Origin of the sequence: Neobacillus piezotolerans, from assembly GCF_003362805.1 — a bacterium.
GTDB classification, from domain to species: domain Bacteria; phylum Bacillota; class Bacilli; order Bacillales; family Cytobacillaceae; genus Bacillus_D; species Bacillus_D piezotolerans.
Window position 1 is genome coordinate 192,334 of record NZ_QNQT01000004.1, and the last position, 13,417, is coordinate 205,750.

Below are 13,417 nucleotides of genomic sequence, written 5' to 3' on the forward strand. Positions count from 1 at the left end.
ACGATATGTAGTCAATATTTAAAAAATCGTAAAATTTTTGTATAATGGAATTAAATCACATAGATATATTGGAGGCTTCTGATGAAGGACCTTGATGAACTAATTGATAGCCTGAAATTCGAGAAACAAATCCAGCTTGAGGACATGCCCTCGATCGATTTATACATGGATCAGGTTATCCAGCTATTTGAAAATACGTTTGGGGAAACGAGACGGAACGAGGAGGAGAAAATCCTTACCAAAACAATGATTAACAATTATGCCAAAGGCAATCTGTTTTTCCCTGTTAAAAAGAAAAAATACACCCGCGGACACCTGATTTTGATTAGTCTTATTTACCAGCTAAAAGGCTCGTTATCGATTACGGATATCAAAGGCGTTCTAAGCGGCATCAACGCCCGGGCCGTAAATGGGGGCTTGGACCTTGGGGAATTTTATTCAGCTTTCCTTGCGCTATCAGCTGAAAATGAACGCGAATTTCGAGCGGAAGCCGGCATACGCAGTAGCGGGGCCGCTAGGGAAGCAGGCCGTCTCCAGGGAGGAGACGAAGAGTTGGAAAAGACCCTGCTCATTGCCTCGCTTGTCAATATGAGCAATATGTATAGAAGGCTCGCCGAAAAACTGGCCGACGAGCTCCAAAAAGAAAGCCTGGACGCACTTGAAAATAAATGACCAGAGCAAAGGTGATTGCTAAAAAAGAACCTGGACTAAACGTCCAGGTTCTTTTCATTAGGATTTAGGCTTCTTCCAAAATCGGAGTGCAGCCTTTCGGTATGCAATTGGCTGGGAAGTTGATGATCACTTTCGTCCCTTTATTCAATTCGCTTCTAAATTCCATTTTCCCGTGATGGGCGTCAACAATTTTGGAACTGACCGTGAGGCCGAGGCCAGTCCCTTTTTCCTTCGATGAATAAAAAGGTTCACCGATTCGTTCAAGCCGTTCCTTTGATATCCCAACTCCATCGTCCAAAATGGAAATGGCAACTTGCCCATCATCGCGGCAATCGGTTGAAATAGCAACCTTGCCACCCGGGTGTGAAGCTTCTATCGCATTTTTAATAAGATTGATGAATAGCTGTTTTAATTGGTTCGGTTCACACTCAATGATACTTTCCTTCTCTCCGAAGGAAGATTCGATCTCAATTTCATTCAGGGCCGCCTCTGGCCGAAGGAGTGAAATAACATTGGCCAGGAGCAAATGAAGGTCCGTCTGGATAAATTTGAGCTGCTGGGGTTTCGCGAGCAGCAGCAGTTCGCTTGTAATATGGTTTATTCTGTTCAGTTCATCCGCCATGATTGAAAAATAATATTGATGTTTTTCATCTTCCGACTTAAGAAGCTGAACAAAGCCGATTAATGACGTCAGTGGATTCCGGATTTCATGGGCGACGCTTGCTGCGAGTTCGCCGACGACCGAAAGCTTTTCGGTACGGCGCAATTTTTCCTCTGTCTTCCTTACCTTCGTTATATCCCTGCCGTAACCGATGATACCCCTTGTTTCCCCATGGATGATCATTGGGACGGAAGTACATTCAAGGATTATTTTTTCGCCATTTTTGCTTTTAACTTCGATTTCAATATGCTGGGGCTCATTATCGTTGCTGACGATAGAAAAGTAATTCTCCAGCGCTGCCTTGTACTTTCTTGGAATTAGTTTTTGAAAATACCTGCCGATCACTTCCTCAGGGTCATAGCCGGTTACTTCCTTGAATCTTGGATTAAGGTCAATGAATCTTCCTTCCAGGTCAGTCATATAGACGATGTCCGGGCTGTATTGAAATAGGGATTTATATTGCTGACGGCTTTCCTCAAGTAGATTGATAAGCCGCCTTTTTTCAGTAATATCCCTGCCCATGATCACAAGGCCTTTTCTGCTTCCGTCCGGGTGAAAGAGTGGCACTTTAATCGTATCAAAAATCCTTTCTGTGCCACTTTGGCCAACAAGGACCTCTTCAACCCGCGTAATTTTACGGTTTTTCCACGTTTCCTCATCGGTCTTTTCACAATAGATAAGGGCATCCGAGTAATTTGCACTGAAGGCTGCGAGTTCGGAATCCTTTTTCCCCCGATAATCAATACCTTCAAGGCCGAAAAGCTTTAGGCCAAAATCGTTCGCTTCCACCCATCGTCCTTCGCCGTCCTTGAAATTGACGAAGTCGACCATTGAATTGATTAATGTGGATAACCGCTGTTTATCCATTTTTGTTGTATCTAGCTCTTCCGCCTTTTTAAGGGCGAAATAAAAAAGAATGCCTGTGGCCACAACAAAGAAAGTTTCTTTCAAATGGCCAATCATCCTAATATAAGGTGCTGGTTCAAATTGGGCAAGCAGCATGTTGGTTCCAAAAATCCACACGATGCTGCTGATAATAAAATACAAAATCAGTTTTTTCTTTTCCATAAAACCACTCCTGGAAAAATTGTTTCACTAGGCAAATGGAAACAAACGGGCGCTTGCGCATTTCTTATCATCGCTGCTGGGCTTTATGTTTCCAGAACGGCTTCTTCCCCCGTGCGTGCCATTCTTCAAGCGCGCCCGATCCAAGCAGGACCCCAGCTAGAATCAAAATGAATCCGGCCAGGTGGGAAAATGTAATGGTTTCATTAAGAAAGACTGCGGCGCCCACGAGTGAGAAAAAAGGGCTTAAGTTGATAAAGATCGCCGATTCCGCCACACCGACTTTGCTAATGGCCGAATTGTAGGACATATGCCCAAGCGCGGTCGCGATGATGGCTGATGCGAAAAAAACAGGCCACACGAAGGCGGGAGCGCCGGGAATTTCCTTGATTGCGCCCGGTTCCTGTACAATGCTGATAAAAAAGAGCATTAGTGACCCAAATAGAAGCATATACCCTGTCATCAGGCGCGCATCCATAGTCCTGGATACCTTTTTTATTAAAATAAAACTGCCTGCCTGGGTGAGGATGGACAGGAAGATGAAAAAATCGCCAATTGAGACAGCGCCAATACCTGGGCTGTTTTCAAGGACAATGAACGAAACGCCGGCGAGCCCCGCCAGGACTCCACAAAAGCGAATCGCCGTAATTCGGGTGCCGAGGAAAACCGCGGCAAGGATTGCCGATAGCAAAGGTCCAAGGCCAAGTATTAATCCCGCGTTTGAAGCGGTTGTTTTCGTCAAGCCAACGGACAGGAAATAGTGGTGGCAGACCACATTAAAGATGCTAGCGGCAAATGTATAAATAAGTTCGTTCCGGCTTGGCATCCTGACCTTTTTTAAAAGGAACAGCACCAGGAATACGGTAACACAGGCTGTAAAAATCCTGAGTGAAGTAATGGTAACTGGAGTGAATGCTGTGACAATGATTTTTGTCGCGATTACATTCAATCCCCAAGCGGCCATTACCGCTACCAGTATGGCGTAAGTCCGGAAATTCTGTTTTCGTTCCACTTTCCGTTTCCTTCTTTCCGTCTCCGGACAAGGCCGGAGCAATGATAAAGAGGGAGGATGCGCAGATCCTTCCCTCTTTCTGTTCAAATCCATAAAATTTAGTATAGCAGGTTTTTGGAAAACAGGCACCGCGAAAATTTTTACACTAATCTTTTTGGGGGGCGGTTTTCGCTCCCCTTGACCAGTACAGTTCCGACGCTGGCCGTCTGGACGCCTTTGCCGATCTGGATGGCTTCTCTGGCGGAATTTCGGACAGTAAGTTTATGGATGGCGACCAAATCCGTGCAATTGTCGCCGCCGTATAATTTGATGTCCGCCCCCGCCGTCCGGAAACCGCTGGCCGAAACATTGTCCAGGGCAACATTCCTTGAGCGGTACTGGATGGCCATGACTGGTTCTCCCCGGTAATCGTAATCGGGATCACCAATCGCGGTAAAATTGTTGATGGCGACATTCCTGTAACCCGATACAACAAGCGCCCTTGGTTTTGAGTTTTCATAAAGGTTCGTGCGTATCGGGGCAATCGAAACGAGATTCGTCGCTTTAATATTGAATGCGGTCTTCGAAACGGGATCTGTGCTTTTATGATGGCCGATATGCCTCCAGTTAAAGGAGCGGTTGTCGTTTACCGAGAGGTGCCCGATGATGTGGACGTTGGAGGCGGCCGAAGAATTCGCATGCGCCTTGATTTCGATTCCGCCGAAGCACCGGGTTGACGAATTGTTGACGAGCCACACATTCCGGGAACCGTCATCCGCTTCAAATCCGTTTGAATTCGAAAATCCCTTTTTATGGGCACGGCCGCTTGGGTCGCACATATGGCAATTCGAGATAAGGATGTTGTCGCTATGATGGGTCGTGACACCATCGTCCCCAAAGCCGTACCCATTCAGCCCATCAAGCCAAATATAGTTGCTGCCGCCCCTCGCACGGTAGCCGTCGCCCGAATAATTATAAATCGTCGAGGAAACATCGAAGCAGTGGAGCCCAGGATTGATGGCCTCCACATCCTTTACCCAGCCAAAGGTTACATTCGCGAAAAGAAGGCAGCTTGAAAAATTATTACCTGCTGCTGTTTTCGTTTCGTTCCCTAGCCGTTCCACACTCCAGTCGAGCGTCAAACCTTCTACCAGAATATTTCGATTGCCTTTCCAATGGGATGAATTGGTTATAAGCTGGGAAGACTTGGGCGCCTTGCCGTGGAGTTTAAGGATGGTTTTTCCTTTCCCTTCTCCCACAAGGCATGTCCACGATGGAACAAGGATCTCATTCGTAACGAAAATGCCTTTAGGAATCCTGACAGTCACCCGTCCCATGCCGAGCGCTTTTTTGAATGCTTTGGTATTGTCTGTCACACCGTCCCCGACGGCACCGAAATCCTCGACATTCACTTCCTTTACGGCGACCGTTTTCAAGTGTCTGTATTCCTCGTCAAGGAGGCATTTCCAGGAAGGGTACACTTTTCCCTCTTCATCCACAACAGTAGTTGAGCCGTCCAGGGCAGCCTTTGTCTTTTTAGCAAAAAAGAAAACCGGCATCGTTGTGAAAAATTGTTTAATTATTCCTGAAACCGGCCTCTTTTGTTCCGGTTCAAAGGAGTAGCTTCCAGGGTCGGCGCTGTGCTCCATGAAAAGCTGTTCCGTCCGGGCGACCGCTTTACCCACATTCGGGCTATCGTCCATAAGTTCCGAGATGAGTCCGGCATTTTTGCGGGGATCATGTTTTTTATCGAGGTAAATCATGCTCCAGCCCTCCTTTGCTCAAAGAAAAATCCATTCCTATTCTATTCCCGCCATGCAAGGCGGTAATCATCAAAAGAGCAGGGCCCAGTCTTCAGATGCTCATAAGGATGCAGTGGGGCATTCTCCTTTTATTATTATAGGTAAAAGTCCCTATACAGTATGCTTGCAAGTGGATATAGCCACGGGATCCGCCCATTTTGGCGCGTCATCCACCGCCCGCCGCCCGGACTGCTTCCGCTTCGCATCTTTACTACTACTTTGTTAAAATAAAATGGATAATCAAAATTATTGGGAAAATAGTTTTGCAAGATGCAAAATCCAGTGAGTATCAGGGGGGCCGCTATGAATCTCGAAAGAATGCTGATCGAAAAGACGTATTATGAAAGTTTTATGGAGGGCAGTGTAGAGAAACATCCGGCACTCGTCCTTGCGGAAGCATACCTGGATGCGAGGCGAAAAGGGGGAAAGGGGCTTCCGGAAATCAGATTTGCGCAAGGGGAAGTATATTTTGCCTTCCGTGATTACGAGGCCGCTATCCAGAAGTGGGAAGGGAGCGATGGATCACTTGGGCAGTGGGCTGTGAAGAATACAGCGGATGCCTATTACGAGCTTGGGGATCTTGCGAAAGCGGAAGACCTTTATAAATCGGTCGAATCGATGAATGCTTCCCTGAAAGCCGAGGTCGCGCTTCAGCTGTTTTCGCTTTACATTGAAAAAGGCAGGGAAGATGCTGCTTCGGAGACGATCAAAGGGCTTATCTCAGAAAATCCGGGCTATCCGGACGCGGCAGGCCTGGCCCGTTCGTTTTTTGAAGGCCGCTCGGATTGGGACAGTGCCACGGAATTAGCCGCAAATGAAATCGTAAGGACAAAATCCGCTGAATGGGCTGATATTCTCATTTCCTATGTGGAAAGGGAAGCGACTGTTTCTTATCCGCCGGTATATTTTAATAAAGTCCTTACTGTCCTTTACGAGACGGATGAAAACAGGTTCGGCCAGCTTGCCGCCGCTCTTTGGAAAACCTATCGGGGAAGGGAAACCTATTTCGATTGGATTAAGGAATTCAACTTGCTCCTCGGCGGTTTGGACGGGGTACCGGCGGGAATTTGGCCGGAATTATCCTTGCTCTATAAAGAAAGCTATCTGGATTTTACTACCTCGGGAAACTACCCGATTCAATCATTGGCGCCAATTATGCCTTCATTGCTCTCGAACTGGCTGGCGATTGAGGACAGAAGGGCCATTGGACTGGCCGCATCCGCGCTGCTTGCGTGGGGCGGGAGATACCCCGCTGGAATTTCAAGGGAATCAGTTGAGATCGCTGAAGCCACACTTGCTCATTCAAAACGGACAGAGAATGACTTTGCGGAGGGGCTGGCGCTCATTTCGGAAATTTCGTCATGGGCTGAGGGCCAGGGTATGCATATCGGCCCCCGATTGGAGTGGATTGCGGGAGAGCTTGCCAATTTCAGGACAAGGCATATCGTTACTGCCGGGCTGAAAGGGAGCGGAAAAGCGCATGTCCTCAGCCAGATTCTTGGGGAATCCTACCCGGAAGCAGGAACAATCGCTTCCTCCGCGCTGGCTTTCCAATACTGCGATGAGGCAGCTGTCAGCATCGTAACGGACACAGGGGTTTTGGAGGCTGAAGAACTTGGGGGGCTTGATGGAGCTGAAAATAAAAATGGGATTTGCACATTTTTGCTGCCAGTACCATTTTTAAAAGACGCGGGCTTATCAATCATCGATCTGCCGGAATTTGAAGGGGATTTTTTAAGCGCCGAAAATTTAGACTATATCGATCTGGCGGATAGCCTTTTCTTTGCTGTCGATGCTTCCGATCCGCTTACAGAAGACCAACGGCAAGCCCTCGGGCAAATCCGCGAACAGGCGCCGGGACTGCCGATACATTTTATGCTGACCCAATCAGGTGAGCCAGACCCCCATGCTTTTGAGCAGGCTTCATTGGTCATAAAAGGGTCATTTCCAAATTCCGAAGTTATTAAAGCCGGCCCTGTCCCGGACAGGGAACGCTTATTTGAAAGCATTGTGAAGGCTGCCGTTATCGGAACGCCGGAAAGAAGCATTCTTGGCAGCCGGACTGATAAACTGCTTCTTCTAATCCGGAAAACACTTGACCACCTTCTCGTCCAAAGGGCTGAGCAGGAAAAAGGAATCCAGGAAACAATCGAAAGCAAGGAACAAATGGCTGCAAAGCTCACTGGAGCGATTCACCAGCTCGAGGATATCGAGTCGGAAAGAATTGAAAAAGTTCGGAAATCCTACCGGAAGAGGCTGGATGAAGCGAAAGCAGAGACATTGGCCGATATTCCTGAACTTCTCCGTGGTACGGCGGATTTCATTAAGGAGGACAGTGATTTCAGAACGGTACATCTCAGCCTGAATGATGAGATGAACAGGAGGCTGAATGCCTATCTGAATGAAACGGCCCTTCCGAAATTACGGGTATCGCTCGGTGAGTGGCTTGAGGAGACCGGCGCCGAGCTTTCCAAAATCCAGGAGTTCCTTGATGAAATGGCAGAAAGCTTCAATACTCTGTACGGCCGGGAATGGATCAGGCTTGATTGTGATTTCCGCGTCCTTGACGACTGGCAAAGAGATATCGGGCGTATGGCCAACAGTTATCAGCTGGATAAGGTGAATGTGCTTTTAAGGAGGACGCCGTCACAGATCTTTTTAAAAGGAGCAGGAAAGCTTCTTGGCGCCCTGCCGCAAAACAATGCAATGCTTTATAACCGATACAAAAGTTTTGTGGAAAATGAAGACTATCTTGATACAGCCAGGCTGGTAAATGAGCGCTTTTTAATGCAATTCGATTTGTTTGAAAAAGCAATTTCGAGGGATTTAGCACTCTTTTTCCTCAACCCGCACCAGGTTCTCCTTGGAACGCTCGCGGCAACCCAGGAAGATCTTGCCGATTGCAGGCAGAAAGCAGCGGATATGAAGAAAAATCCAGCCCGCTTTCATGATCCGATGGCGCTGTTCGGAATCAGGCTCCGGCAGCTTGAATGGCTGGAGATGGCAGGGAGCGGCAACGGATAGAGTATTACCGAAAGTCAAGAGGCTTAAAACCGCAGTTAATCCCTCGGCGAGACGCCGGGGGATTTTTTTTGCCAATTGCCAAATTAGGTTCCCCTTTCTGTTTTCGAGGCTAATCTTATATAATGTGGATATTCCATCATCCTATTAGATCGAGGTTGGTTATGAAAATTAAATTGAATGAAATAACCGCACGCCTTTCATCCGTGCAGATTATCGTGCTCTATTATCTTTCAGCAATCATTTTCTCAACGTTCCTTTTGATGTTGCCGGTTACGCTGAAGGGAAATGTAAAGCTGCCATTTATTGACGCGCTGTTTACCGCCGTCAGCGCCGTAAGCGTAACAGGGCTTTCGACGGTTTCCCTCCATGAGACATTAAGCTATACGGGAACATTTATCCTGGCTTTCATATTGCAAATTGGCGGCGTAGGGGTCATGACGCTTGGTACATTCGTCTGGATTCTTTTAGGGAAAAAAATCGGGCTCAAGGAACGGATGCTCATTATGGCCGACCAAAACCAGTCCGCGTTATCCGGGATGGTAAAGTTGCTGAGGGAAGTTCTTATTCTGATAGTTGCAATCGAACTGATTGGCGCTATCGTATTGGGCGTCCATTTCCTGGATTATTTTCCGACCTGGCAGGAAGCTTTCAGGCAGGGCTTTTTCGCTTCGGTGAGCGCCACGACGAATGCCGGTTTCGACATTACGGGAGAATCGCTGATTCCGTTTGCCAATGATTACTTTGTCCAGACGGTCAATATACTTCTAATCATCGTTGGCGCGATTGGATTTCCTGTCCTTCTTGAATTCAGGGAATTCCTATCCAGCAGGCGGAAAAAGAATCAGTTCCGGTTTACCCTCTTTACGAAAATAGCGGTAAGTACTTTTGCGGCCCTTCTCGTGTTCGGCACCGTCTTCATTTTTATTTTTGAGTCGAACCATCTGTTTGTCGGGAAAACCTGGCATGAAGTTTTTTTCTATTCAGCCTTTCATTCGTCTTCAACGAGGAGCGCCGGCTTAACAACAATCGACATCAGTGAATTTTCGACGCCCACACAGCTGCTGTTTTGCTTGCTCATGTTCATCGGGGCGTCGCCCAGCAGTGTCGGTGGAGGAATCCGGACAACCACGTTTGCGATAGCCTTGCTGGCCATTATTTCATATGCTCGGGGCCATAGCACAATCAAGGTTTTCAACCGCGAAATCATGCCGGAGGATATCGTCAAATCGTTCATCGTCATCATGACAGCCTTCATTATTTGCGGTTCTTCGGTTATTTTTATGACATTTATTGAACCCTCGTTTACGATAAAGGAAATTTTATTCGAGGTTTCCTCCGCTTTCGGGACTACCGGAATGTCCTTGGGCATCACTCCGGAACTCGGCACATTGGGGAAATCGGTCCTTATGGTCCTGATGTTCATCGGAAGGATTGGAATTTTCTCATTTCTGTTTATGCTGAGGGGCAAACCGAAGAAAGAAAAGTTCCACTATTCAAGGGAGCGTATCATTATCGGGTAACTGTTGCAATTTTAAAAGGCAGGGCCAACAGTAGGTTGGTTTCCTGCCTTTTAACGGTCAATCCTATTAATGCCCATAAAAATTAAAAAAGGAAGGGCCGTTATAAAACAGCCCTTCCCTTATTTGTATTGGGCACTCAATGCGCCCCGCTTTTCAATAGATGCATCCTCCGTGTAACGGCCAATAAAGTCAATCCGCTGATTAGCAGCAAAGCGCTTGTCACGATGAAGACTGATGCGAATCCAAGGCTGCCGGCCAGGAATCCGCCCAGAACAGGTCCGACGATATTCCCAAGAAAGCGCAGGCTTGTATTGTAGCCAAGTACTTCCCCTTGAATCGCTATCGGTGCCTCCTGGCGGATATAGGCCATCCGGACAGGTATGATTCCGCCAGTTGTAATGCCAAGCCCGAATCGGATTAGGACTAGCTGCCAAACTTCCGTGACGAAAGCGCCGAACGTATAGATGGCCGCACCTGACAGAAGCAGGATAATCAGGATATTCAAATACCCTTTCCTGTCGGCGAGATCGCCCCATTTTCTTGCCATCATTAAATTTCCGACACCGGCCGCCGAAAAGGCGAGCCCTGATATAAAGGCGAGGTTTTCCGGTCCATGCAATTCACTGACAAAGAGCGCCAGGATTGGCTGGATGCTGAACAGGGCAACCTGGATCAGCATGGAGATGAACAAAACCGTCGCCAGGGCGGGATTCCCAAGGATATGCTGGATAACTTCAATTCTTGTATAAAACGTTTTTTTATCTTCCTTCGGTTTTAGCTTATGTTCCCGCGCCGAGAAAATCAGGATGACGGAAATCAGGATAATTGCCGAAGTACCTTTAAACGTAAGGGCATAGCCGAATGAATCGGCAAGAAAACCGCCAATCAGCGGTCCAAGCAGCGTTCCGGCAATGCTGCCCGTCTGCAAGGTGCCCAAAACCCTCCCGGCCATATGTTTCGGGGTCTGGGTGGATATAAATGCTTGCGTGATGGAAACCATACCAGCGAAAAACCCCATGAACAGCCTGAGGGTGAACAGCTGCCAAACCGTTTCGACAACGCCCATCAGGAAGAGGGAGACCGACATACCCATCCCGAGCGCGATGAGGATTCTTTTTCTGCCATATCTGTCCCCAAGCCTTCCCAGGACCGGGGAGAAGAAGAAGGCTGTCACGAAGGTTGCAGCGAACGTAATCCCCGCCCAGTGCTGAACGTATGTTTCGGAGAAATTCCCGAGTGTTTTGATATAAAGGGAAATAAACGGGAGAACCATTGTCATGCTGCCGCCAACAAAGAAGTTCGAAAACCACATAATCAGTAAATTCCGTTTTAGCAATCTTTGTTCATCCAAATTGGATTCACTTCTTTCTGGATGCATGTATTGAGGCGAAAAAATATTTCGCCTCCCTAAATAGAATACCAGAAAATCTCAGCCAGTTAAACTAGGGAATTTTGAAGTATGGGGCGGAAAAAGTGACTTTTTTTATTGCTAAAAATATCTTTTCAGTTTCTTGATGAAAAAGTATATAATAACAAGAATAATTTACGTCATTTGGAGTGATGGAACTGGACAAGCAGCGGAGTGAACTATACGGCGTAATGGAAGTTTGCCTAAGAGCGGGGAGGATCATGCTCCAAAGCGGGGCTGAAACCTACCGGGTCGAGGATACAATGACACGGATAGCGTCGTCCTTTGGCATAGCGCAATCACATAGTTATGTTGTTCCCACAGGGATTATTTTTACAGCCGAAGACGGAGGGCCTGGAATTACAAAACTCATCCGTATTTCACAGCGTTCAACAGATTTGCAAAAGGTGACGCTCGTCAATTCTGTTTCAAGAAGAATAAGTGATGGAGAAATCGGCCTTGATGAGGCCGTGAAGCTTCTCGCCGAGATAGATGAGAAGAGCCACACGTTTCCAATCTCCATACAGGCAGTGGCCGCATCCCTCGCAAGCGGATGCTTTATGATTATGTTCAAGGGTGTCTGGATTGATTTTTTGCCAGCGCTGGTTGCGGGGGCACTCGGATTTCTTGTGTCCACCTATTTGCAAGAAATTATCCCAATCAAGTTTTTCGCGGAGTTTAGCGGTTCGTTGATCATTGGCATTGTGTCATTTCTTTTTGTTAATGCGGGATTGGGAGTCCAGCTGGATAAAATTATTATTGGTTCGGTCATGCCGCTCGTTCCAGGCCTCCTGTTGACGAATGCTGTCCGGGATTTAATCGCCGGCCACCTCATTGCCGGGCTTTCAAAAGGGGCCGAGGCTGCCCTGACCGCCTTTGCGATCGGTTCGGGAGTAGCGGTTGTCTTGATGTTAGTTTGAGGAGAGGGGGCGTAAAGTTTGGAAATTTTAGAACAGCTCATTACGAGCTTCCTTGCTACGGCGGGTTTTGGCATCCTCTTTAACGCGCCCCGAAATATGCTTGGCAAATGCGGTATTGTAGGGATGGCCGGCTGGCTCGTGTATTTCTTAATAGAAAAATACATCTCTGATAGTGTTTCGGCCACGCTTGCAGCTGCGTTTGTGGTAGCGGTAATCAGCCATATGCTTGCAAAAAAAAATCGTACTCCAGTCATTATCTTCAGCGTGTCCGGAATCATTCCGCTTGTTCCGGGAGGGATATCCTATGATGCGATGCGGCATTTCGTCGAAATCGATTACAGCACCGCTTTAAGCCTTGCGGGCAAGGCATTTCTGCTTTCCGGGGCCATAGCGATGGGCCTTGTTTTTTCCGAGGTATTGAACCATATATGGAGGCATATAACTTCCCCTGATAAATAATCTTGGCACAGTAATGAAACGTGTTGGGTGGCTTTGTGAGGATGGCCTGAAAAAAAGTAAAAATAGAAAATTAGGTTTCCATCCTTTGGGGTGGAAATTTTTTATATCCGGAGATTGACTTAACTAATGCCATTAGTTAAAATTTAACTAACGACATTAGTTAAAGGTGATAAACGTGAAAATAACAAAAGAAGGTTATCTCTATCAATTGGCTTTTATGCCCAGGATCTTTCCGGTCAACTGCTATCTCGTTGAGGAGGAGACGGGGCTGACACTCATCGATGCGGCGCTGCCTTTCAGCTCCAAGGGAATACTTGAAGCGGCCGCGTCGATTGGTAAGCCGATTACAAAAATTGTCCTTACACACGCCCATGAGGACCATGTTGGCGCTCTTGATTCTTTAAAGGAATCGTTGGGAAATGTCCCGATTTATATATCAAGCAGGGATGCGCGGCTGATGGAAAACGACCGGAGCCTGGATCCGCGCGAAACCCAGACGCCTATTAAAGGAGGAGTGCCGAAAAAGCTATTGGCAAGACCGGACTTCTTTCTTGAAGATGGCGATTGTGTCGGTTCATTGCAGGCAATTCATGTCCCCGGCCATACCCCCGGATCTATGGCGTTTTTGGATATAAGATCGCGCGCCATCATAGCCGGCGATGCATTCCAGACAAGGGGAGGGATTGCGGTTGCCGGTGATTTAAAGCCGATGTTCCCGTTCCCGGCTTTTGGAACATGGTGCCGGAAAACAGCACTTGAGAGCGGAAGGAAACTTGCTTCATTGAAACCAGGCGTGCTCGCGTGCGGCCATGGGGTTATGCTGAAGGACCCCCTTGAGGAAATGGAAAAAGCAATCAGGCGGGTTGAACGCAGGATTGAAAAAGGAGTGTAATAG

Annotated in this window: 10 protein-coding genes; 6 read left to right on the forward strand and 4 right to left on the reverse strand. The window is 47.5% G+C overall.

The genetic code is table 11. The features are described from left to right. Nucleotides 1–81: 81 nt before the first annotated feature. Nucleotides 82–672: a DUF1836 domain-containing protein gene (locus tag DRW41_RS11920; protein ID WP_115452227.1), complete on the forward strand. Its 591-nt coding sequence runs from the start codon at nucleotides 82–84 to the stop codon at nucleotides 670–672. 64 nt (nucleotides 673–736) lie between these two features. Here DRW41_RS11920 and DRW41_RS11925 read toward each other — a convergent pair whose 3' ends face one another. From DRW41_RS11925 to DRW41_RS11935, 3 genes are all read right to left on the reverse strand, one after another. After that, entirely contained in the window at nucleotides 737–2,401 is a 1,665-nt protein-coding gene (locus tag DRW41_RS11925) for a PAS domain-containing sensor histidine kinase (RefSeq protein ID WP_115452228.1), read from the reverse strand. A gap of 67 nt (nucleotides 2,402–2,468) precedes the next feature. Continuing rightward, nucleotides 2,469–3,410, reverse strand: coding sequence for a DMT family transporter (locus DRW41_RS11930; protein ID WP_245959421.1), 942 nt, complete (start codon nucleotides 3,408–3,410; stop codon nucleotides 2,469–2,471). Between the two features lie 140 nt (nucleotides 3,411–3,550). After that, nucleotides 3,551–5,152, reverse strand: coding sequence for a glycosyl hydrolase family 28-related protein (locus tag DRW41_RS11935; protein WP_115452230.1), 1,602 nt, complete (start codon nucleotides 5,150–5,152; stop codon nucleotides 3,551–3,553). A gap of 342 nt (nucleotides 5,153–5,494) precedes the next feature. Between DRW41_RS11935 and DRW41_RS11940 the strand changes: the two genes are divergently transcribed. Both DRW41_RS11940 and DRW41_RS11945 read left to right on the forward strand, forming a co-directional pair. Beyond that, the gene (locus DRW41_RS11940; RefSeq protein ID WP_115452231.1) at nucleotides 5,495–8,215 is read left to right on the forward strand and encodes a tetratricopeptide repeat protein; all 2,721 of its coding nucleotides are present in this window, start codon (nucleotides 5,495–5,497) and stop codon (nucleotides 8,213–8,215) included. Nucleotides 8,216–8,376: 161 nt separating this feature from the next. Further along, nucleotides 8,377–9,735 (forward strand): TrkH family potassium uptake protein, encoded by a 1,359-nt coding sequence (locus DRW41_RS11945; RefSeq protein WP_115452232.1) that lies wholly within the window; start codon nucleotides 8,377–8,379, stop codon nucleotides 9,733–9,735. A gap of 136 nt (nucleotides 9,736–9,871) precedes the next feature. Here DRW41_RS11945 and DRW41_RS11950 read toward each other — a convergent pair whose 3' ends face one another. Then, entirely contained in the window at nucleotides 9,872–11,086 is a 1,215-nt protein-coding gene (locus DRW41_RS11950) for an MFS transporter (protein ID WP_439330870.1), read from the reverse strand. A gap of 215 nt (nucleotides 11,087–11,301) precedes the next feature. On the opposite strand from DRW41_RS11950, the gene DRW41_RS11955 reads away from it, so the two are divergent. From DRW41_RS11955 to DRW41_RS11965, 3 genes are all read left to right on the forward strand, one after another. After that, nucleotides 11,302–12,063, forward strand: a complete 762-nt coding sequence (locus tag DRW41_RS11955; RefSeq protein ID WP_181884533.1) for a threonine/serine exporter family protein — start codon at nucleotides 11,302–11,304, stop codon at nucleotides 12,061–12,063. Nucleotides 12,064–12,081: 18 nt separating this feature from the next. Then, nucleotides 12,082–12,522: a threonine/serine exporter family protein gene (locus tag DRW41_RS11960; RefSeq protein WP_115452235.1), complete on the forward strand. Its 441-nt coding sequence runs from the start codon at nucleotides 12,082–12,084 to the stop codon at nucleotides 12,520–12,522. A gap of 175 nt (nucleotides 12,523–12,697) precedes the next feature. Beyond that, nucleotides 12,698–13,414 (forward strand): MBL fold metallo-hydrolase, encoded by a 717-nt coding sequence (locus tag DRW41_RS11965; RefSeq protein ID WP_115452236.1) that lies wholly within the window; start codon nucleotides 12,698–12,700, stop codon nucleotides 13,412–13,414. The last annotated feature ends 3 nt before the right edge of the window (nucleotides 13,415–13,417 follow it).

What these genes read in the sequence shown, in the direction of transcription:
- DRW41_RS11925 (WP_115452228.1), bottom strand. Translation starts at nt 2,401, where the DNA reads ATGGAAAAGAAAAAACTGATTTTGTATTTTATTATCAGCAGCATCGTG.
- DRW41_RS11945 (WP_115452232.1), top strand. Translation starts at nt 8,377, where the DNA reads ATGAAAATTAAATTGAATGAAATAACCGCACGCCTTTCATCCGTGCAG.
- DRW41_RS11940 (WP_115452231.1), top strand. Translation starts at nt 5,495, where the DNA reads ATGAATCTCGAAAGAATGCTGATCGAAAAGACGTATTATGAAAGTTTT.
- DRW41_RS11935 (WP_115452230.1), bottom strand. Translation starts at nt 5,152, where the DNA reads ATGATTTACCTCGATAAAAAACATGATCCCCGCAAAAATGCCGGACTC.
- DRW41_RS11920 (WP_115452227.1), top strand. Translation starts at nt 82, where the DNA reads ATGAAGGACCTTGATGAACTAATTGATAGCCTGAAATTCGAGAAACAA.